A 19,297-nucleotide genomic window follows, 5' to 3' on the forward strand; every position below is an offset into this window, starting at 1 on the left:
CACGGTCACCACCCCTGGGTTTTACACCACCACAAAACCCCCCCACACGCCCCGGGCCAGGCGTTTCCCGGGGGGGGGGGCCCCCGGTTTGGGTGGGGGCCCGCCGCTGGTCTTTGGCGGCGTGGGCAGTAATTTACACAGGCTTAACGCGGTTGGTCTTGTAGCCCTGCAGGCGCCGCAGCCAGACTCGTTAACACCATTTGAACTGATCAGCGGACGATTCCACCACGCGTTTGGCGGGTGCAGTGATGCACCCGCGGAGAGCCGTCGCCGGTCGAAATCACCAGACCGGAAGGACATGCCGTGGCAGGAAACTTTGAAGTTTTTCTTGATCCGGAGCTGCTTTACAGGTTCCGGCTGCTGGGGCCCGATGGGTCGGTTATGGCCGTCTCGCAAGGCTTCGAGGACAAGGCGGCGGTAGCTGCCGGTATCGCGGCCGTGCGTGAATGTGCCGGGACAGGCCTGGTGACCGACCTCAGCCCCGCCGTCTCAGTCTCCCGTCCCCCCGCTGTCCCCGCCGCGGCCACCGACGCCGCTCCCGGCGACCTGCCCGCCGTCGTCGTGCCCGCGTGCGATGACCGGCGGCTGCCGGTGAGGCTGCACGCCTACGCCTTGGCGAAGACGCCGCGCAGGCAGGCCTCGCCGCCGCGTTGGACCACAGCAGCTGCCCGCTGAGGACCCTCGGAAAAAAAGTCCAAAAAACTTTCGCAAGGGCGTAACCCTGCAAGGGTCCGCAGCGATTACCCCTGTGAAGTGCCGGTCTGGAACCTGTCCCCCATCACGTTCCAGGCCGGCCCTTTTGATCTCTTGGCAAGGCCGCCGCGCGGGCGGCGTCCCGTGGCGATCACCGGCCAGCGAGGTTACTGAAGGGTAATGTAAGAGGAGCGTTCCGGATCCACGTGAGACGCTACCCTGACCCACGCCCTTTTGATTGAAAGCACCACGTCAGTGACCGATGCACAGACAGATGCGGCCCCGGACCATACCGTCCCCGGGCCTGCTGCCTTCAGCCTCGTCTACAAAACGTACGCATCACAAGTCCTGGGCTACCTTGCGGCCCGAGGAGTCGAGGATCCGGAGGCGGCCATGCAGGAAGTGTTCCTTTCCGTCCTGCCCCGCCTCGATACCGTGCGGGGAGGGGAAGCGGGACTGCGGACCTTCATCTTCAGCGTTGCCCATGCCCGCATGGTGGACGATCACCGGCGCCAAAGCCGTCACCCGGTAAAGCTGCCGTTTGAGCCCGAGCTGGACCAGCGCGAAGACACCTCCGCCGAAAAAGAAGCCCTGCGAAACATCTCGCCCGGCGAGGTCCTGGGGCTCCTGTCCGGGTTGCCCCAAGACCAGCGCGAAGTGCTTTCGCTTCGCTTGGTGGGAGGCCTGACCGTGGAACAGGCGGCGGAGGCCATGGACAAGAGCCCCGGCTCCGTGAAGCAGCTCCAGCGCCGTGCGCTGCTGAAACTCCGGGAACTGGCGTCAGTGAAGGAGTACCTCGCGCCATGACACCACCATCAAGCAACCTTGCCTCCCTTGTCGACGACATGCTCGAGGACGCCGGCTGCGGCGATGATCACGAACTCCGCGCCACGCTGCTCTCTCTGGGCGCGCTGGCATCGCTCCCCGCCCCGGCACCCGGCGGGGAGCTCGCCGCTTTGCTGGCACCGGCCGGTCCGCCCGCGGTGGGAGACACCGTGGAACATCCTCCTGCCCGGGAGGCACCCGACGACGACCTCGCGCGGCGTCGTCGGCGGCGCCACCGCCCGACCGCGCTGGGCCTCGTCCTGGTGGCCGGGATGGGATTGGGAGTTGGCGGGGTGGCCGCGAGCTCCACAGTGCCCGGAGGCGGCCCAGTGCAGCAGCTGGTGGCGATATGGACGCCACCGTGGAGCCCGCCGTCCACAACCAGTGCTTCGGCCGCAGGAGGCGGCTACCGGTCGCCGGCCATCGCCGCCGACGGGGAAGTCCCGGGCCCGGTTTCATCCGCCTCGTCCGCCGCGGCCGCGCAAGACGGAAGCCACGCGTCCCGTCATCTTGAAGGCTCTGCCGGAGTGGCCGGCCGTGGCGGCCGGCGAAGCTGCGGCGGACCTTCCACGCACGACGACGGCAGCGGACCGGGAGCCTGCGTGCCGGCCCCTCCCGGGGCTGCTTTCCCCGCCGCGCCTGGAGGCGTGACGGACGGGAACGGTCGCAGCCGGAGCGACAGCGGCGCCCCACCCGCGGCGGACGCCGCGCCATCGGGGGCGCCTGGAACGGGCAAGCAGGACGCGCCAGGGGCGATCACCCCGGCAGGGGGCCAAGATGGACCCGGCGCAGCCGCGCCCAAGTCAGCTGCTGCGCCCGCACCAGCGGTCCAGGCGCCGGGCCAAGGCAGCGCTCGGACTGGATCCCCGGCGAAGTAGTTCGTGGCCCAACCATTGCCGGGGATAAACGGCCCCGGAAGCTGCAGCGTAGGCTGATCGCATGGGCCACACCAACGATCCCGCAGTCATCGAACGCCTCATGCGCACCAAAGGGCGGTGGGCTATCGTGGGCCTCACCACTAATGAGTGGCGCGCCGCCTACGATACGTCGCTGTTCATCCGTGACAAGCTCGGCATGGAGATCGTTCCGGTCAACCTGCCGGGCGATCCTGTCCATGGCGAAACCGGGTACCGCACCCTCGCCGACATTCCGGCGGAAAAACGGCCCATCGACGTCGTGGACTGCTTTGTGAACTCGCAGCGGGTGGGTGACGTGGTGGACCAGGCCATCGCCACGGGCGCCAAAGCCGTATGGCTGCAGCTGGGGGTTATCGACGAAGCCGCCGCGGAACGCGCCAAGGCGGCGGGCCTGGACGTGGTGATGAACGCCTGCCCGGCCCAACTGGCCTGGAAGTACAACCTCTAGCGCTTCATCAGCTCCGGATAGTGCCGCTCGGTGACATCCGGATGAGCACGCATGCGGCCTTTGAGCATGTTCAGGCCAAAAGACGCCAACAGGGGGTTGGAGGGATCATCAGTGATACCTCGGGCCGCCGCCTTCAGCTCTGGAGCCAGGGGGACCGGCTGGATCACCGCGTCCAGCCGGGGGGACCAGAAGAACGGTACCGAGTAGCGGTCGACGCCCGGTGGCGGCGCCTGGACCCGGTGGATGGTGGCCGCGAGGTACCCCTCGGTGGCTACCTCCAGCATCTCGCCCAGGTTCACCACCAGCGCCCCCGGCAGCGGTTCCACCGGCAGCCATCGGCTGGTTCCCGGCGGCAGCACTTCAAGTCCGCCCACATTGTCCTGCAGCAACAGGGTCACGAAGCCGTAGTCAGCGTGCGAGCCAACGCCCTGGTCGCCTGCGGCCTCCACCACCCCGCCCACATAGTGCACCAGCTTGCCCATCCAGGCGGGAGCATCCCGGAAAGGCTCGTCGAAGTAGTCTTCGGGGAGCCGTAGCGAGACGGCGATGGCCCTGAGCAGTTCCATGCCCACACCCGACATCAGCCCGGCCCATTCCATGGCGGCCGGGCGGAGTTCGGGGAACGCCTCACCCGGCCAGAGGTTGGGGCCTTGCAAAAGCCAGTAAGGCTGGTCTGACGGGACCTCCGTAACCGGCTCGCGGTCCGGCGAATAGTCGATCTGTTCCCGGGCGTCCGCACGCCCCTGGGTGACTTCGGTACCCATCCGGGTGTAGCCGCGGAAGTGCGGTGACAAACGGTTGTCCAGCTTCATCCGCTCGTCCAGCGGGAGATTGAAGAACCGCCGGATAATGTCCAGAAGCTGTTCGGCCTGCCCTGGCCTGCCCCCGTATCCCGTGATTTGGAAGAACCCGACATTGTGGGTGGCGTGACGCAGCTGTTCGATGAATTCCGGGCTGAAAGAGCCGTCCGCCTGCCGTGCGGAATGCAGGTCCAGAACAGGTATGGCGCCCTGGTCGTGTGACATGCTCGCAGACTAGCACCGCGCAGCCCGGCTTTATAGGCTTCCTTCATGACCCAACTGAGCTGCGGACGATTTGCCTTTCGTTCCCGGGAGCGTACGAAGATTTTCCGTTCGGCCCGGAAACCTCAGTCTTCAAGGTCCGTGCCCACATCGCCGGGGGCGCCCAGCACGAGGCCAAGCTGTTCGCATTGTCCACCATGGACGAGCGCGACTTTTCGGTGAGCCTGAAGTGTGAACCGGCCCTGGCGGTACAGCTGCGCGCAGTGCACCCCGAGATCACCGGTGCGTGGCATATGAACAAGACCCATTGGAACGGCGTGCGTCTTGATGGCAACCTGCCTGCGGCGATGATCCGGGACATGGTGGAGGACTCCTATGACCTGGTGGTGGCCGGCCTGAGCCGGAAGCAGCAGGAGCAACTGGGGTGGGCGCGCCTCGAAAGGGCCGGCGGCGATGACTAAGGAGGGACAGCCTGGGAGTGGCCTGAACTACCCCGGCATCGGCAGCACCGAAACCGGCGCAGCGCCGGCTGGGTATGGCCGTGTCCTCAAGGAGGCATTCCTTGGCTCCGGGCCGGAAGTCTACCGGCGCGTCGCGGACGGCATCCTGGGCTGGGAGCTGCAGCGGCGGGCAGGGCTGCGGGTCCGTCCGGGGTCGCCGAGGGCGGTTCCCGGTGCTCGCGTGGTGAGCGGATTCGGCGTCGGGCCCTTCCGCCTTAATGCGCCGTGCCAAGTGGTGTGGGTCCACGAACCGTCGAACCTGGACGGCCCGCAATCCGCCGGCTTTGGCTACGGTACGCTTCCCGGCCACCCCGCCCGTGGCGAGGAGTCCTTCGAAGTGGAGCTTGACGGCCAGGGAGCGGTGTGGCTTCGAATCCGTGCCTTCAGCAAGCCCGCCAACTGGTTCTACGCCGCCGGCGGACTGGTAACCCGCGCGGCGCAGCGGCACGTTACTTCCCGGTACATTGAAGGGGCACGCTCTCTCGCCGCGGAAGGAACATCCCAGTGATCTTTATCGTCGTCAAGTTCAAGGTCAAGCCCGAATGGTCTGAACGCTGGCCGGACCTCGTTGCGGACTTCACCCAGGCCACCCGGCAGGAACCGGGCAACCTGTGGTTCGACTGGTCCCGCAGCTTGGAGGACCCCAACGAGTACGTCCTGGTGGAAGCCTTCAAGGACGACGCCGCCGGCGACCACGTCAACAGTGACCACTTCAAGAAGGCCATGGCGGACATGCCGCAGGCCCTTGTGGAAACACCGAAAATCGTCAGCCGCCAGTTCGACGGCGAAGGCTGGGACCTGATGGGCGAACTCACCATCCAGGCCTAGCATGGGGGCATGTGGATCGGTTGGATCGAATTCGACATACTGCTGGGACCTGTCCACAGCCTCAAGGAGAAACGCTCGGTCGTCCGGCCCCTGCTGGCTGAAGTAAGGCGCCGCTTCGATGTCTCGGTGGCCGAGGTGGGAGACCAGGACCAACACCGCCGGACCAGTATCGGCGTTGGCCTGGTCTCCGCTGACCGGGCGCACCTCGTGGAGGTGCTTTCCGCCGTCGAACGCTTCGTGGCGGGGCTGCCGGAGATTGAGCTGCTCAGCGCCCGCCAGCGGGAGCTCCACAGCGAGGACTGAACCGGTCATTCAATGCGGACGGACACCCAAAGCCCACTCTATGGGCTTGAGTGTCCGTCCGCGTTCTGTGGGGCCTAGCCGAAGTACTTCGGCAGCGTCCCCTCATGGGCTTCACGGAGGGCGTCCAGGGACAGGCTCTCCACGCCATTGATGTCCAGGGTGCCGCTGGCTGCGTCCACGACGCCGATGCGGGCGTGGGCGAAGCCGCGGGCGGTGCACATATCCGTGAAGCGGACTTCCTCGGAACGGGGAACGCCAACCACGGCACGGCCCTGCGACTCGGAGAAGAGCGCCGTGAACAGGTCCACGCCGTCCCGGTCCACGATGTCCTGCAGGGCGATCCGGGCGCCGACGCCGTAGCGCAGCGAAGACTCAACCAGGGCAGCCGCGAGGCCGCCTTCGGAGAGGTCGTGCGCGGAGTCGATCATGCCGTCGCGGGACGCGTTGATCAGGATCTCGCCCAGGGCGCGTTCGGCCTCAAGGTCCACCTTCGGCGGCTGGCCGCCCAGATGGCCTCGCATGTTCGCCCACTCGGAACCATCCAGCTCGGCGCCCGTGGTGCCCAGCAGGTAGATGGCCTGGCCGTCTTCGCGCCAGCCCGACGGCGTGCGGCGCGCAACGTCGTCGAGCTTGCCCAGGACCGCCACCACGGGGGAGGGGTGGATAGGCGTGGTGCCCGTCTGGTTGTACAGCGACACGTTGCCGCCGGTGACCGGGATGCCCAGCACCATGCAGGCGTCGGACAGGCCGCGGATGGCCTCGGCGAGCTGCCACATGACGTCCGGGTCCTCGGGGGAGCCGAAGTTCAGGCAGTCGCTGACGGCCATGGGGATGGCGCCCGCGGTGGCCACGTTGCGGTAGGCCTCCGCCAGGGCCAGCTGCGCACCGTGGTATGGATCGAGGTAGGTGTAGCGGCCGTTGGCGTCGGTGGCCAGGGCAACGCCCAGGCCTGATTCCTCGTCCACGCGGACCACGCCGGCGTCATCGGGGAACGCCATGGAGGTGTTGCCGCCGACGTACCGGTCGTACTGGTTGGTGATCCAGGATTTGGAGCACATGTTCGGCGATGCCACGAGTTCGGTGACGGCCTTGGCCAGCTCAGCAGGAGCGGCCGGGCGGCCGGCGTCCTGCACGGATCCCGTGAAGGTGTCGGCCTGGACGGCGTCCTGCCACACGGGGCGGGCGAACGGGCGGTCGTAGACCGGGCCGTCGTGGGCCACGGTGCGGGGATCGACGTCGACAATCACGGCGCCTTCCCACGTGATGATGAGGCGGCCGGTGTCGGTCACCTCGCCCAGCCAGGAATACTCGACAGCCCATTTGTCCATCACGGCCTCAAACGCTTCCACGTTCTCGGGGGTGACCACGGCCATCATGCGTTCCTGCGACTCGGACATCAGGATCTCGCCCGGCGTCAGCGTGGGGTCGCGCAGCAGGACCGAGGTCAGCTCAACCTGCATGCCGCCGTCGCCGTTGGAGGCCAGCTCCGACGTGGCGCAGGAGATGCCTGCGGCGCCGAGGTCCTGGATGCCTTCCACCAGGGAGCCCTTGAAGAGCTCCAGGCAACACTCGATGAGCACCTTTTCCGCGAAGGGGTCGCCCACCTGCACGGCGGGGCGCTTGGAGGGCTTGGTGTCATCGAAGGACTCGGAGGCCAGCACGGAGGCGCCGCCGATGCCGTCGCCGCCGGTGCGCGCACCGAACAGGACCACCTTGTTGCCCTTGCCGGAGGCGTTGGCCAGCCGGATGTCCTCGTGGCGCATGACGCCGACTGCCAGTGCATTGACCAGCGGGTTGCCCTGGTAGACGGAATCGAACACCATCTCACCGCCGATGTTCGGCAGGCCCAGGGAGTTGCCGTAGCCGCCGATGCCGGCCACGGCGCCGTGCATGACGCGGGCGGTGTCCGGGTGGTCGATCGCGCCGAACCGCAGCGGATCCATGACGGCCACGGGGCGGGCGCCCATGGAGATGATGTCGCGGACAATGCCGCCGATGCCGGTCGCGGCGCCCTGGTAAGGCTCAACGAACGACGGCGAGTTGTGCGATTCGATCTTGAAGGTGACGGCCCAGCCGTCCCCCAGGTTGGTAACACCGGCGTTTTCGCCGATGCCCACCAGCATGTCCTTTTTCATCTCCTCCGTGACCTTCTGGCCGAACTGGCGCAGGTGGTTCTTGGAGGACTTGTAGGAGCAGTGCTCGCTCCACATGACGGAGTACATGGCCAGTTCGGCGCCGGTGGGGCGGCGGCCCAGGACCTTGACGATCTCGTCGAACTCGTTCTGCTTCAGGCCAAGTTCAGCCCAGGGCAGCTCGGTGTCCGGAGTCTTGGCTGCGTTCTCGACGGTGTCGATGTTGAACTTCTTGGTGGTTTCGGTGGTCACTTGTCGCCTCCCACAATCTTGTTCAGTACGGAGGTGAAGAAGCCGAGGCCGTCAGTGTCGGAACCGCCGGCACCCGTCTCACGGGAGAACGCAGCCTCGGGGCCGAAGCCCGGCTCAACGGCGTGCTCAGGGTGCGGCATGAGGCCCACCACGTTGCCGGCGGCGTTGGAGATGCCGGCAATGTCGCGGCGGGAGCCGTTCGGGTTGAAGCCCACGTAGCGGAACACAACGCGGCCCTCGGCCTCGAGGGCGTCCAGGGTCTTCTCGTCCGCGATGTACTGCCCGTCCTGGTTCTTCAGCGGGATGGTGATCTCCTGGCCCGCGTCGTAGTCCAGCGTCCAAGCGGTGTTCGTGTTCTCGACGCGCAGCACCTGGTCGCGGCAGAGGAACTTCAGGTGGTCGTTCTTGATCATGGAACCGGGCAGCAGGTGCGACTCGGTGAGGATCTGGAAGCCGTTGCAGATGCCCAGCACGGGGAGCTTGGCGTCGCTGTTGGCGGCATCGATGATCTTTGACATCAGCGGGGCGAAGCGGGCGATGGCGCCGGCGCGCAGGTAGTCGCCGTACGAGAAGCCGCCGGGGATGACCACGGCGTCCACGTCGCCGAGTTCCGTGTCGCCGTGCCAGAGTTCGACGGCGGTGGCACCGGCCAGGCGCACGGCGCGGGCGGCGTCGCGGTCGTCAAGGGTTCCGGGGAAGGTCACGACGCCGATCCGGGCGCCGGCGAGGCGCGGCTCCGCGGCGACGGCGACTGCCTCGCCGATCAGGGGAAGTTCAGTCATCTCAGGCCTCGACGACCTCGACGTTGACGACGTCTTCGATCACGGGGTTGGACAGGAGGGTTTCGGCGGCATCGCGGGCCTGGGCCAGGATCTCTTCCGTCACCTCGCCGTCAACTGTCAGTTCGAAGCGCTTGCCCTGGCGGACAGAGCTGAAGCTGGTGAAGCCCAGCCGGGGGAGAGCGCCAACGATCGCCTTCCCCTGCGGGTCCAGAATCTCGGGCTTGGGCATGACGTCAACAACGATCCGGGGCATCCGGCAACTCCTGTGCGTGAGCTTGGTTAAGGGCGCAGCGGAGTGGTGCCGTCTCACGCCGTACCGGGGTGTCGGGGGACATGGTGGACGGGCGCTCCGCGAGCTTGCCCTATCATTCTACCGGCCCGGGCCCATGCCGCCGCATCCTGCAGGTTCAGGGACCGGAACCCCGTCCGGGAGGGCCGGGTGGAAGCCGGAAGGATGTGCTTCTGGAGTTGCCGGTGGGCGTTCACTAGGATTGGTTGATGGCGCAAAATTCCAAGTCCGTGCTGTTGCCGATGGTTGCCGCTGCCGTGTTTGCCGGCCTGGGCAGGATGGTGCTGCAGAAGGTGAAAGCAGACCGCGCGGCCCGCGAAACGCGGGTTGCGGGCCCGTTGGATGAGAAGACCAGGCAGTGGATCAGCGACGTGGTGCGGACCCCCCGCCACTAGCCGCGCAGATTCTTCCCCTGTAACTCCGGGGCGTCCTTCGGGGCGCCCTTTTGTATGTCCGGACGCTCCGGCGGCACGGATATGACAAGCGGAAATTTCCAAGATGTGCTCTATGTCATATCGCGCTCTCAGTCTGTACTCTGTGAACAGTCTGGTCTCAGGTAATTACAGGATCTGTAATTCCTTCTGCAGTTCCAGTCGTTTGGGGCGCCCACCAAGTCTGGGCGGTACATCGTGAAAGGGTTGCGCGTGAAATCAACTGGAAAGAGCCCCTTGCGGGCTGGGGGACTTCGGAAAGCGGCCGCCCTGGCTGTTGGGTTGCCCCTCCTCATAAGCTCGCTGGCAGTAACGCCGGCCACGGCGGCGCCGGGGAGCCAAGGCCTCGAGAATGCCGCCACTACGAAAGACAGCCAGTTCAAGGATGGCCGGTACATCGTGGTTCTGGCCGGCCCGGCTGCCGCAGCCTACGAAGGGGGAGCCGCCGGACTTGGCGCAACCAAGCCGCAGCAAGGCCGCAAACTGGATGCGGGCAGCCCTAATTACAAGGCCTACGACGCGCACCTGCGCCAGCAGCAGCGTGACGTTGCTGCCGCCCAGGGGGTATCCCCGGCCAAGCAGTACACCGCCGCACTCAACGGATTCACTGCGGAACTGACCGCTCACCAGGCCGCCGAACTGTCCAAGGACAAACGCGTGCTTGTGGTGGCGCCAGACGTTGAGAACAAGCCCGACTACACCACCACCGACTTCCTCAAACTCACCGGTCCGGACGGGACCTGGGCCAAGCAGTTCGGGGGTGAAGCCAACGCCGGCAAGGGCGTAGTGGTGGGCGTCATCGACTCCGGCTACGCACCTGACAACCCCTTCCTCCAGGGCGAGCCGCTGCAGCCCCTGCAAGGGACGCCGCAGGTGGGCGTCCCCTACCGCACCGGCGACGGCAAGATTGCGATGCTCAAGTCGGACGGAACCACCTTCGAAGGCGAATGCAAAAAAGGCCAGGGAACCGGGGCCGGCTTTGACGGCTCGCTCTGCAACTCCAAGGTGATCGGCGCCCGCTACTTCGCCGACTCTTTCCTCCAGTACGTACCCTCCGGCGACCGCGCCCCCGAGGAGCAGATTTCCCCGGTGGACGTGGGCAGCCACGGTACCCATACGGCAACAACGGCAGCCGGCAACGCCAACGTCGAGCAGGTCATCGATGGAGCCAGCTTCGGAAAGAGCTCCGGCGTGGCTCCGGCAGCCAAGGTAGCGGTCTACAAGGTCTGCTGGGAGGACACCAACCCGGACACCGGCGGCTGCTACTCGTCATCGTCGGTTGAGGCCGTCGACGCAGCCATCAAGGACGGCGTGGACGTCCTGAACTACTCAATTTCGGGCAACAACAACAGCACCACTGATCCCGTGGCGCTCGCTTTCCTTAACGCAGCCGCCGCAGGCGTCTTCGTGTCGGCCTCGGCCGGCAACTCCGGCCCGACAGCCTCCACCGTGAACCATGCCTCACCGTGGCTGACCACCGTGGCCGCCTCAACTTTCCCCAGCGACCTGGTGGGAACGGTCAAGGTTTCCGATGGCTCGCTGTACCGCGGCGCGTCCATCATGAAATCCGAGGTTGCGGACAAGCCCGTCGTGGTGGCCGCTGCTGCCGCGGCCCCCGGGGCGGCAAACGCCAACCTGTGCGGTCCCGGAACCCTGGACCCCGCCAAGGTGGCCGGCAAAGTGGTGGTCTGTGACCGTGGAGTCGTGGACCGGACAGCCAAGAGCCAGGAAGTCCAGAACAAGGGCGGCGTTGGCATGATCCTGGTGAATCTCACCAACAGCTCCGAGGACGCCGACAACCACGTCATTCCCACTGTCCATGTCAACGCCCCCAAGAGCCTGGAACTGAAGTCGAAGCTGCAGGCAAACACGGCACTGACGGTGAGCCTGGTCAAGGGTGACCTGACCGGACTTCCCCCGGCGCCGGCGCCCCAGATCGCGGGCTTCTCGTCCCGCGGGCCCACCTTGGCATCGGGCGGTGACCTGCTCAAGCCCGATATCTCGGCCCCGGGCGTGAACGTGCTCGCCGGCGTCTCCACGATCGGCAACCATGGCGACCAGTTCGGATTCATGTCCGGCACGTCCATGGCCGCGCCGCACATTGCCGGTTTCGGTGCCCTGGTGCTTGGCAAGCAGCCGAAATGGTCACCCGCCACGGTGAAGTCCGCCATGATGACCACGGCCTACCCGCTGGTGAATGCGGATGGTTCGCCCAATACGGATCCGTTCCAGGGCGGCGCCGGCCACATCGACTCCACCCGCGTCCTCGATCCAGGCCTCGTTTACGACTCCGGCATCCAGGACTGGCTTGGTTTCCTGAACGGACAAGGCGTTGAAACAGGGGCCCCGCAGGCCGGCTCCATCGCTGCCCGCGACCTCAACCTTCCCTCGGTCGCCTTGGGCAGCCTCGTGGGCGAAGTCCAGGTCAAGCGCAAGCTGACGGCCTTGGTGCCGGGCATGTACCGGCCCGAAGTGAACATGCCGGGCTTCAACGTCAACGTCGAGCCCAAGGCGCTGAACTTCGCCAAAGCCGGACAAACGCGTGAAGTAACCCTGACGATCCGGAACGTCAGCGCACCGGTCGGCAAGTTCAGTACCGGAAGCCTCACCTGGAAGGGGCCGCGAACCGTCACATCGCCGATTGCCATCCGCCCGGTCGATGCCCAGATCGCTCCGTCGTTCTCGTTCAGCTCGGCCACCGGAGCGGGAAGCGGCTCCATGGAGCTGGTGTCGGGCTCGGACAGCCCCATTGCCGTCGGGGTGGAAGGCCTGGCGCCCCTGAGTCAGACCGCCATCACCAAAACCCCGGGCGGGTATGCACCCACAAATGACGCCCACAATGCGCTGGTCCAGGTAGAGGTTCCGGCCGGCTCCACCTTCGCGCGGCTTGGCATCCAGGCGCAGTCGAACGACGTCGACTGGGACATGGTGGTGTACGCACCGAACGGTTCGGGCGGCTTGACGGCCACCCAGGTGGCAACGGCCTCCGCGAGCGAGTTCCTGGACCTGGAATCGCCGCGGGCAGGCACCTACTACGTGGTGGCCAACCTGTACGCCACCCCGGACAACGGGCCGGCCAGTGCCTCGGTCCAGGCTGTGAGCTTTGCGGGCGACGCCGGCAACCTCACCGTCAACCCCAACCCGATCGTGGCACCCAATGGGACGGCCACCTCGGCCACCCTGAACTGGACCGGCCTTGCTGAAGGCTCGTACCTTTCGCGGCTGAGCCTGGGCAGCAACGGCATCAAGACCTGGGTCAACGTGCAGGTGGGTTCCGGCTCTGCCCAGGCTCCGGCCGGCGCTCCCCGGATGGGCATTGCGCAGGCAGTCCCCGGAGCCTGACCATCACCTGAGCATGGGGGGAGGGTCCCGGACGATTATTCGTCCGGGACCCTTTTTCGCGCCCGGCTGGCGGCGGTCAGGCGGCGCTGCCGCCCAGCAGGGGAGCCATGGCCTTCCACCGGGCGATCTCGCAGCCGTCCGTCCGGGTGAAGACCGAATGGACTGCGCGTCCGTGGAATGTGCCGGAAACGACGGCGACCTGGGGTCCGCCGTACTGCTGGGTGCACAGCCTCGGTGGCCCGGGCCGGGGAAAGAAGATGTCCTCCCCGAATTCCTCCACGGCCGCCAGGGCGGCCTCGGGGGCCGGCAGGGTGGTCCCGGCCACCGGAGTTCCGTCCTCCGCCACCAGCAGCCGGAAAACGTACTCGGGGGCATCCGGGGCCTCCCGGACGCTGATGGACAGATCGATCACATCGGCGCTCCCGCAGCGAGGGCGTCAAGGTCCAGCGCAAGCCTCTCCCGCAAGGCGGCAGCCTCAGCGGCAAAATTGCGCTGGTGCTCAACGTAGGAAGCCTTGCCCTGCGGAGTTTCGATGGGAATGGCGGGGTAGCCCCACTCGGCGAGGTCGTACGGGGAAGCCTGCATGTCCATGGCCCGGATGCGCCAGGAGAGTTCGAAGCAGTCCATGACCAGTTCGCTCGAAAGGGCCGGAAGCAGCTTGTACGCCCACTTGTAGAGGTCCATGTTGGCGTGCAGGCAGCCCGGCTGCTCCATGTGGCGCTGCGATTCCCGGCTGGGTGAAAACTCGTTGAGCGGAATGGCATCAGGGGTGTAGAACCGGAACGCGTCAAAGTGGGTGCACCGGATCTTGTTGTCCTCCACCACCTTGTCCGTACCCGCTGATCCCAGCCGGAGGTGCAGGTATTCGTGGCGGAGGTCGAACTTGTCCTGCCGGTAGACCATGGCCCATTCATGCAGGCCGAAGCAGCCGAACTGTGCGGGCCGTGCCGCCGTGCCGCGAAGGATCACCCCGGCGAACGCCACTGCCTCCTTGCGGTCGGCAAGGAAGGCTGCCCGGTCAAAGGTGACTGCCGTGCTCCCCGCAGCCAGCCCCAGCGAGGCAAGCTCGCCGTCGTCGAGCGTCCGGTAGTGCTTCCACCCCTGCCGGGCGGCTGCCTGCCCGCCGGTGAGGACGGCCCCGGCCCCCGGGTGCCAGCGCTTCAACTGGCCCGGCTTCTGGGTGTAATAGGTGAAAAGGAAATCCTCCACCGGATGCTTTTGGCCAGCCGACCGGCGGGCAAGGTAAGGATCGGCGTAGCGGCTGACGCGCTGCAGGTGGGCTTCCTCCCGGGCCTGCGCGCTGTCCTCCGCCAGCAGGCTAAGAGGCTCCACCGGCGGCACCGAGCACATCCTTGGCAGCATCCCATGCACTGATTTCACAGCCGTTGGTCCGGGCGAAGGAGGATTCGACGGCGACGCCCTCCACGACCCCCTTTACGGTCGCTTTCTGCGGGCCGCCATACTGCTGGGTGCAGGGCCGGGCGCTTCCCAGGGCGGCACGAGCAACGATGGCGGGGTTTGCCTTGAGGGCCGCGCAGGCAGCAGCGGGATCCGGGTGGCTGCTTTCCGCGGCGGGGGTTCCGGAGGTGCAGACCAGGGTGTAGTCGAGCGCGGGTACGCCCTCGGATGGCACCACGGTAATGGCAAGCTCGGCGTTTCCCTGCCCGGGCCCGTTGCCGGGACGTGAGGTTGCGGGCGCAGGAGCCGCCGGCGAAGTTTCAGTATCGGCGGAGGGCGCTGCGGGTGAACTGCTGGACGCGGAGGGCCCGCCGTTGGACGAGCTGCTGCAGCCGGAGAGCAGCCCGGCACTCATGGCCAGGACCGCAGCGGCCAACCGTAGGTTACGCATCAGGCCACCTCCCCTTCGTCATGCAATTCTAGTCGCCCGTGTTGCGGAAACCCCCGGGCCGGCGGGTGGGCCGCTTGATGGTTGGCCAGTCAGCGCGTGCGCTCCAACGTGGCGGCGATGAGTCCCATCATGGACGCGTGCAGTTCGGTCACCTGTTCCCGGGTGAGGCCCAGCCGTTCCATCATGGTCCCCGGAACCTGCAGTGCTTGTTTCCGGAGGGCCCTTCCTTCGGGCGTCAGGGCAACCGCGAGGGCACGTTCGTTACCTTCCGCGCGGTCCCGGGTAATCAACCCTGCCGCCTCGAGCCTGCGCAGGAGCGGAGAGATGGTGGCCGGCTCCTGGGCCAACGCCTCACTGATGTTCCGTACCGTACGCGGGCTGGTCTCCCACAGGCACAGCATCACCAGGTACTGCGGGTGCGTGAGGTTGAGCTTTTCGAGCACCGGCTTGTAGGCGCCCACGACGCTGCGGGCGGCCACCGTCAGGGCAAAGCATAGCTGGTGTTCCAGCAGCAGGTCTTCATCCTGGACGGCATCGACGGGAGATGTGGCGGTCATGGCTTCCTCACACTGTTAGGGCACTAATAATTAGTGTACATTTGTTGGACACGAGCAGTAATGGAAGGAACGCGGTCATGGCCAGGGACAGGTCCGGGGACAAAGGCAACGCCTCCCAGCGCTTTATGCGCGCCACGGGAAAACTCAGGGCTGTCTTCGGCCCGGCCAACCGCTCTGCGCTGGGGCACGACATGACCGAGGAAAACCTCCGGCTGCTCGCGCAGCGCCAGGCGGAAACCCAGCAGTGGGAGACCATTACCAGGCCTGACGGCAGCACGTATGTGGTCCCCAGGAACCCTGAAGACCGCTCCCTGCGCTAGCCTAGCCACCCTGCGCCAGCCCTTCCGCACTGCGCCAGCCCTGCCGCACTGCGCCGACCGGCGCCTTTTTCCGGCCCCGGGATTAGAATGAGGGCACTGCTTCCGGTCGGAGGCAGCAGCTTTCTCCCGAGGTTCGGGAAGGGGGTGGAAAATAGTGGCACATGTCCTCAGCGGTTTCATGGGCCTGACCGAGAGGCTCCGCTTCTTCTTCGGCCCTGCCACCCGGCTGGATGCCGACACGCCCGTGGTGCACAAACACGACGAATTTGAGCAGGCCTCCGAAGAGGACCTTTCGCATTTCGTGGTGGAAACCGATTCAACAGGCCACCACTACGCCGTGCGCCGGGAAGACCTGGACCGGGAGTCCTGATACGCAAAAGCCTGGCTGCCGTTGCAAAGGTAACGGCAGCCAGGCTTTTCTCTGTCTGCTCAGCGGCCGGTGCCGCCGTAAACCGTTGCTTCGCTTTCGCTGTCCAGGCCGAACGCCTGGTGGATCACGCGCACGGCCTCGTCCAGCAGGTCGGCATGGGTTACCACCGAGATGCGGATCTCAGAGGTGGAGATCATGTTGATGTTGATGCCGGCGTCGGACAGGGCCTTGAAGAACGTGGCCGAAACTCCGGGGTGTGAACGCATGCCGGCGCCGATCAGGGACAGCTTGCCGATCTGTTCGTTGTATTCGATGGCCTCGAACCCGATCTGGTCCTGCGCTGCGTGAAGGGCGGCCAGGGCATCGGCACCCTCGACGATCGGCAGGGTGAAGGAGATGTCCGTCTTGCCCGTGCCGTGGGTGGAAACGTTCTGGACGATCATGTCGATGTTCGAGTGGGCGTCTGCGATGACCTGGAAGATGGCCGCGGCCTTGCCGGGAATGTCTGGAACGCCGACCACGGTGACCTTCGCTTCGGAACGGTCATGCGCAACGCCGGAGATGATTGGCTGCTCCAAGGCAACTCCCTCTTGAGTGGTGATCTTGTCGTCGGCGCCGGGAATGACCCAAGTGCCTTCATGCTGGCTGAATGAGGAACGGACGTGCAACGGCACACCGAACCGGCGGGCATATTCCACGCAGCGCAGGTGCAGGATCTTCGCGCCGGAGGCGGCGAGTTCCAGCATCTCCTCGCTGGATATGGTGTCGATCTTCTGGGCCGAAGGGACTACGCGCGGATCGGCGGTGTAGATGCCGTCGACGTCGGTGTAGATTTCGCACACGTCAGCTTCGAGCGCCGCTGCAAGTGCCACAGCCGTCGTATCCGAGCCGCCACGGCCCAACGTGGTGATTTCGTTGGTGGCCCGGCTCATGCCCTGGAAGCCGGCAACAATGGCGATGTTCCCCTTGTCCAGCGCGGTGCGGATACGGTGTGGGTCGACGTCGATAATCCGGGCCTTGCCGTGGATGCCGTCCGTAATCATGCCGGCCTGGGATCCGGTGAAGGACTGTGCGGACGCGCCGAGCTTGTTGATGGCCATGGCCAGCAGCGCCATGGAGATGCGTTCGCCGGCGGACAGGAGCATGTCCATTTCGCGGGCGGGGGCGGAATCCGTCACCTGCGCGGCGAGGTCCAGGAGTTCGTCCGTCGTGTCGCCCATTGCCGAGACGACGACCACCACCTCGTTGCCGGCGTCCTGGGCATCGACCACGCGCTTTGCCACGCGCTTGATCCCTTCGGCGTCCGCCACGGAGGAGCCGCCGAATTTCTGCACGATGAGCTGTTTGGTCACCGCGCCGGCGGCGGGCGCCACCAGCGGCTGGGTTGCGTTGTGCAGTTCGGTAGTGGGCGTACTCATGCGCGTACCTTCATCGGATCAGTTGGAGTTTTGGAGGCCATGAAGCCTGGCGGCGCGACTTCCTCCGACAGTTTATCGCCGTGCCCGGAGGGACGTTGAATTATGACCACATACCGGCCCACGATGGGACTAATCTGAACCAGATGGCGCTCTGAACCAGATGGCGGCGGCCAGGCCGGACAACGCCTGGGCGGGGCCCGTCCGGTGAAAGGAGTCCGCACGTGGCCGGCGATTGGCACCTCCCTGATCCCCAACTGCCCGGGCCCTACTTTGAACCCATCGGCCGGGACGACGGCGGCCGGCAACCTCCGGGCGATGACCGGGGTGAACCAACGGCCGGTCCGGTGCTCGGGCCGGCGCTGCGGACGGCGGCGCTGGACTGGTGGCGGGCAGTGCGTACGCTGCGTTTTTGGACGTTCACCCTGGGCGCCGCCGTCGCCATGGGGGTTGTTGTTGGGACGGTTTCCTGGCTGTCCCGAAGTGCGGACGAGTCCGCCGAATCGATGCCCGTGTCCGTGTCTGCCTATCTGCTGGCGCTCCTGCTGTTTCCGGCCGCATCCGCGTTCGTCGCAATGCACTGGGGTATGGCCTGTTGGCGCGGGTCCCGGGGGCAGGAGCGGCCCGCAGGCCTGGTGGCCCCGATCGTTGCTTCGATCATGCGCTGCCTGGTATTCGCGGTGCTCATCCTGGCCGTCCTGCTGGCACAGGCAGCGCTTGCCCGGCAGCCTGGAGCGCCGGCAGGGGTCTCCGCCATGGTTGCGGTGGTGGAAGCAGTCTTGTTCAGCGTAATGGGGGCGGCAGTGGCGTCCCTCGTGCGGACCCGTGCCCGGGCCGGCGTCGCGGGTTGGTTCGTGGCCCTGTTCCTGGTGGCCGGCGGAATCGGGACCTGTGTCCTGTTGCTCCCGGCTGTCCGTGCGGAGGAACCGGTAACCGTGGCCATTAATGTGCAACAGGCGCCGGACGGGACCTTCCTGGCCTATGAATGCTCCAGAGTCCAGGCAGGAACCACTGAGGTTTACCGGACCGAGCGCATCATGTGGCTGGCCGCATCAAGCCCCAGCGTGGTGTTCGTCATGCTTGTCGCGGAGCAGGACACCGCTGTGGAGCCGTTCGGCTGGCTCTCATCCCGACTGCAGGAAGCAGCCGACGGGACCCAGGTTCCATGCGTCAACGGAGAACCACTGGGCGGGGAGGCCGCGCACGTGCCGTTGGGTGCTTCCGGCCTCGTGATCCAGGGCGGCGTTGGCGGCTTGCTGGTGGCTGGAGCTCAGGTGGCGTCCTGGCGGCGTCGTCTTCGGCAGGAAAATCCGGCCGGGCCTGATGCTGCAGCCGATGGGCAGCCCCTCAGGCCAGGGCGTTTCGACGGCCTTCGAAGGCGCGGCCCAAAGTGACTTCGTCCGCGTATTCGAGATCGCCTCCCACCGGTAGGCCGGACGCCAGGCGGGTGACCGTGATCCCGATCGTCTTGAGCATGCGGGCAAGGTAGGTTGCCGTGGCCTCGCCCTCAAGGTTGGGGTCTGTGGCGATGATGACTTCCTGGATGGCGCCGTCGTTCAGCCTCGTGAGCAGTTCGCGGATCCGAAGTTGCTCCGGCCCGATGCCGGCAATGGGATTGATCGCGCCGCCAAGTACGTGGTAACGGCCACGGAAGGACCGGGTGCGCTCCACGGCCAGGACGTCCTTGGACTCCTCCACCACGCAGATCAAGGACGGGTCCCTGCGTGGGTCCCGGCAAATGTTGCAGAGTTCCTGTTCGGTGACGTTGCCGCAGACGGTGCAGAACTTGACCTTGTCCTTGACCGTGGTAATGGCCTCGACCAGCCGTTTCATGTCCTGGGGATCGGCTTCGAGGATGTGGAACGCCAGCCGTTGCGCCGACTTGGGTCCCACCCCTGGAAGGCGTCCGAGCTCGTCAATCAGCTCCTGGACAGCACCTTCGTACACAATTCCCTCTTTAGTTCGATGTGGATGGCGGGCAGGTCAACAGGTGCGGACCAACGGTTTGTGGCTTTGTGGCAG

The 19,297-nt window shown here is 66.2% G+C and carries 23 protein-coding genes; 13 read left to right on the top strand and 10 right to left on the bottom strand.

What is annotated here, in order from left to right:
• Positions 1-303 precede the first annotated feature (303 nt).
• The 4 genes from ACFVVC_RS14605 (at position 304) to ACFVVC_RS14620 (ending at position 2,883) form a co-directional block, all read left to right on the top strand.
• Positions 304-675: a DUF1508 domain-containing protein gene (locus tag ACFVVC_RS14605; RefSeq protein WP_387454537.1), complete on the top strand. Its 372-nt coding sequence runs from the start codon at positions 304-306 to the stop codon at positions 673-675.
• Between the two features lie 273 nt (positions 676-948).
• Positions 949-1,500 (top strand): RNA polymerase sigma factor, encoded by a 552-nt coding sequence (locus ACFVVC_RS14610; RefSeq protein ID WP_387454540.1) that lies wholly within the window; start codon positions 949-951, stop codon positions 1,498-1,500.
• A complete protein-coding gene (locus ACFVVC_RS14615; RefSeq protein WP_387454543.1) occupies positions 1,497-2,396 on the top strand; it encodes a hypothetical protein in 900 nt (299 codons plus the stop codon). The genes ACFVVC_RS14610 and ACFVVC_RS14615 overlap by 4 nt, the downstream gene beginning before the upstream one ends.
• Positions 2,397-2,457: 61 nt before the next feature.
• On the top strand, positions 2,458-2,883 hold the full coding sequence (locus tag ACFVVC_RS14620) for a CoA-binding protein (protein ID WP_387454546.1): 426 nt from the start codon (positions 2,458-2,460) through the stop codon (positions 2,881-2,883).
• Here the strand turns inward: ACFVVC_RS14620 and ACFVVC_RS14625 are convergent.
• Positions 2,880-3,908 carry an isopenicillin N synthase family dioxygenase gene (locus tag ACFVVC_RS14625; protein ID WP_387454549.1) on the bottom strand — a complete coding sequence of 343 codons (1,029 nt, stop codon included), beginning with the start codon at positions 3,906-3,908 and terminating at the stop codon, positions 2,880-2,882. The two genes, ACFVVC_RS14620 and ACFVVC_RS14625, sit on opposite strands and share 4 nt — an antisense overlap.
• Before the next feature lie 32 nt (positions 3,909-3,940).
• On the opposite strand from ACFVVC_RS14625, the gene ACFVVC_RS14630 reads away from it, so the two are divergent.
• Genes ACFVVC_RS14630 through ACFVVC_RS14645 form a run of 4 tightly spaced genes read left to right on the top strand, consistent with a single transcriptional unit; the run spans position 3,941 to position 5,536 of the window.
• Positions 3,941-4,366 carry an MmcQ/YjbR family DNA-binding protein gene (locus tag ACFVVC_RS14630; RefSeq protein ID WP_387454754.1) on the top strand — a complete coding sequence of 142 codons (426 nt, stop codon included), beginning with the start codon at positions 3,941-3,943 and terminating at the stop codon, positions 4,364-4,366.
• The gene (locus ACFVVC_RS14635) at positions 4,359-4,913 is read left to right on the top strand and encodes a DUF1990 family protein (protein ID WP_387454552.1); all 555 of its coding nucleotides are present in this window, start codon (positions 4,359-4,361) and stop codon (positions 4,911-4,913) included. The genes ACFVVC_RS14630 and ACFVVC_RS14635 overlap by 8 nt, the downstream gene beginning before the upstream one ends.
• On the top strand, positions 4,910-5,233 hold the full coding sequence (locus ACFVVC_RS14640; protein WP_387454555.1) for a putative quinol monooxygenase: 324 nt from the start codon (positions 4,910-4,912) through the stop codon (positions 5,231-5,233). Before ACFVVC_RS14635 ends, ACFVVC_RS14640 begins: the two co-directional genes overlap by 4 nt.
• A gap of 9 nt (positions 5,234-5,242) precedes the next feature.
• Complete coding sequence (locus ACFVVC_RS14645) at positions 5,243-5,536, top strand: DUF503 domain-containing protein (protein ID WP_387454558.1); 294 nt, start codon at positions 5,243-5,245, stop codon at positions 5,534-5,536.
• A 74-nt stretch (positions 5,537-5,610) separates the two neighbouring features.
• Here ACFVVC_RS14645 and purL read toward each other — a convergent pair whose 3' ends face one another.
• From purL to purS, 3 genes are read right to left on the bottom strand one after another with little or no spacing between them, the layout of a single operon-like run.
• Positions 5,611-7,920: a phosphoribosylformylglycinamidine synthase subunit PurL gene (purL, locus tag ACFVVC_RS14650; protein WP_387454561.1), complete on the bottom strand. Its 2,310-nt coding sequence runs from the start codon at positions 7,918-7,920 to the stop codon at positions 5,611-5,613.
• The gene (gene purQ / locus ACFVVC_RS14655) at positions 7,917-8,702 is read right to left on the bottom strand and encodes a phosphoribosylformylglycinamidine synthase subunit PurQ (RefSeq protein ID WP_387454565.1); all 786 of its coding nucleotides are present in this window, start codon (positions 8,700-8,702) and stop codon (positions 7,917-7,919) included. Before purQ ends, purL begins: the two co-directional genes overlap by 4 nt.
• Before the next feature lies 1 nt (position 8,703).
• The gene (gene purS, locus ACFVVC_RS14660) at positions 8,704-8,955 is read right to left on the bottom strand and encodes a phosphoribosylformylglycinamidine synthase subunit PurS (RefSeq protein WP_015935902.1); all 252 of its coding nucleotides are present in this window, start codon (positions 8,953-8,955) and stop codon (positions 8,704-8,706) included.
• Between the two features lie 245 nt (positions 8,956-9,200).
• Here purS and ACFVVC_RS14665 point away from each other — a divergent pair, with 245 nt between their 5' ends.
• Positions 9,201-9,386: a hypothetical protein gene (locus tag ACFVVC_RS14665; protein ID WP_387454568.1), complete on the top strand. Its 186-nt coding sequence runs from the start codon at positions 9,201-9,203 to the stop codon at positions 9,384-9,386.
• 249 nt (positions 9,387-9,635) lie between these two features.
• Positions 9,636-12,764, top strand: a complete 3,129-nt coding sequence (locus tag ACFVVC_RS14670) for a S8 family serine peptidase (protein ID WP_387454571.1) — start codon at positions 9,636-9,638, stop codon at positions 12,762-12,764.
• Between the two features lie 76 nt (positions 12,765-12,840).
• On the opposite strand, the gene ACFVVC_RS14675 is transcribed toward ACFVVC_RS14670, so the two are convergent.
• The 4 genes from ACFVVC_RS14675 to ACFVVC_RS14690 all read right to left on the bottom strand — a co-directional run bounded on the left by ACFVVC_RS14675 (position 12,841) and on the right by ACFVVC_RS14690 (position 15,170).
• A complete protein-coding gene (locus tag ACFVVC_RS14675; protein ID WP_387454574.1) occupies positions 12,841-13,176 on the bottom strand; it encodes a serine protease inhibitor in 336 nt (111 codons plus the stop codon).
• Positions 13,173-14,105 (bottom strand): 3-methyladenine DNA glycosylase, encoded by a 933-nt coding sequence (locus ACFVVC_RS14680; protein WP_387454577.1) that lies wholly within the window; start codon positions 14,103-14,105, stop codon positions 13,173-13,175. The genes ACFVVC_RS14675 and ACFVVC_RS14680 overlap by 4 nt, the downstream gene beginning before the upstream one ends.
• Positions 14,083-14,613 carry an SSI family serine proteinase inhibitor gene (locus ACFVVC_RS14685; protein WP_387454580.1) on the bottom strand — a complete coding sequence of 177 codons (531 nt, stop codon included), beginning with the start codon at positions 14,611-14,613 and terminating at the stop codon, positions 14,083-14,085. Before ACFVVC_RS14685 ends, ACFVVC_RS14680 begins: the two co-directional genes overlap by 23 nt.
• An 89-nt stretch (positions 14,614-14,702) precedes the next feature.
• Positions 14,703-15,170, bottom strand: coding sequence for a MarR family winged helix-turn-helix transcriptional regulator (locus tag ACFVVC_RS14690; RefSeq protein WP_387454583.1), 468 nt, complete (start codon positions 15,168-15,170; stop codon positions 14,703-14,705).
• 77 nt (positions 15,171-15,247) lie between these two features.
• Here ACFVVC_RS14690 and ACFVVC_RS14695 point away from each other — a divergent pair, with 77 nt between their 5' ends.
• A complete protein-coding gene (locus ACFVVC_RS14695) occupies positions 15,248-15,490 on the top strand; it encodes a hypothetical protein (protein WP_387454586.1) in 243 nt (80 codons plus the stop codon).
• Between the two features lie 154 nt (positions 15,491-15,644).
• Complete coding sequence (locus tag ACFVVC_RS14700) at positions 15,645-15,860, top strand: hypothetical protein (protein WP_387454589.1); 216 nt, start codon at positions 15,645-15,647, stop codon at positions 15,858-15,860.
• A 59-nt stretch (positions 15,861-15,919) separates the two neighbouring features.
• On the opposite strand, the gene ACFVVC_RS14705 is transcribed toward ACFVVC_RS14700, so the two are convergent.
• Positions 15,920-17,278 carry an aspartate kinase gene (locus ACFVVC_RS14705; RefSeq protein WP_387454592.1) on the bottom strand — a complete coding sequence of 453 codons (1,359 nt, stop codon included), beginning with the start codon at positions 17,276-17,278 and terminating at the stop codon, positions 15,920-15,922.
• Positions 17,279-17,499: 221 nt separating this feature from the next.
• Between ACFVVC_RS14705 and ACFVVC_RS14710 the strand changes: the two genes are divergently transcribed.
• A complete protein-coding gene (locus tag ACFVVC_RS14710) occupies positions 17,500-18,669 on the top strand; it encodes a hypothetical protein (RefSeq protein WP_387454595.1) in 1,170 nt (389 codons plus the stop codon).
• Here ACFVVC_RS14710 and recR read toward each other — a convergent pair.
• Entirely contained in the window at positions 18,623-19,222 is a 600-nt protein-coding gene (gene recR / locus ACFVVC_RS14715; protein WP_387454598.1) for a recombination mediator RecR, read from the bottom strand. The two genes, ACFVVC_RS14710 and recR, sit on opposite strands and share 47 nt — an antisense overlap.
• Between the last annotated feature and the right edge of the window lie 75 nt (positions 19,223-19,297).

Source organism: Pseudarthrobacter sp. NPDC058196 (assembly GCF_042882685.1).
GTDB lineage: Bacteria > Actinomycetota > Actinomycetes > Actinomycetales > Micrococcaceae > Arthrobacter.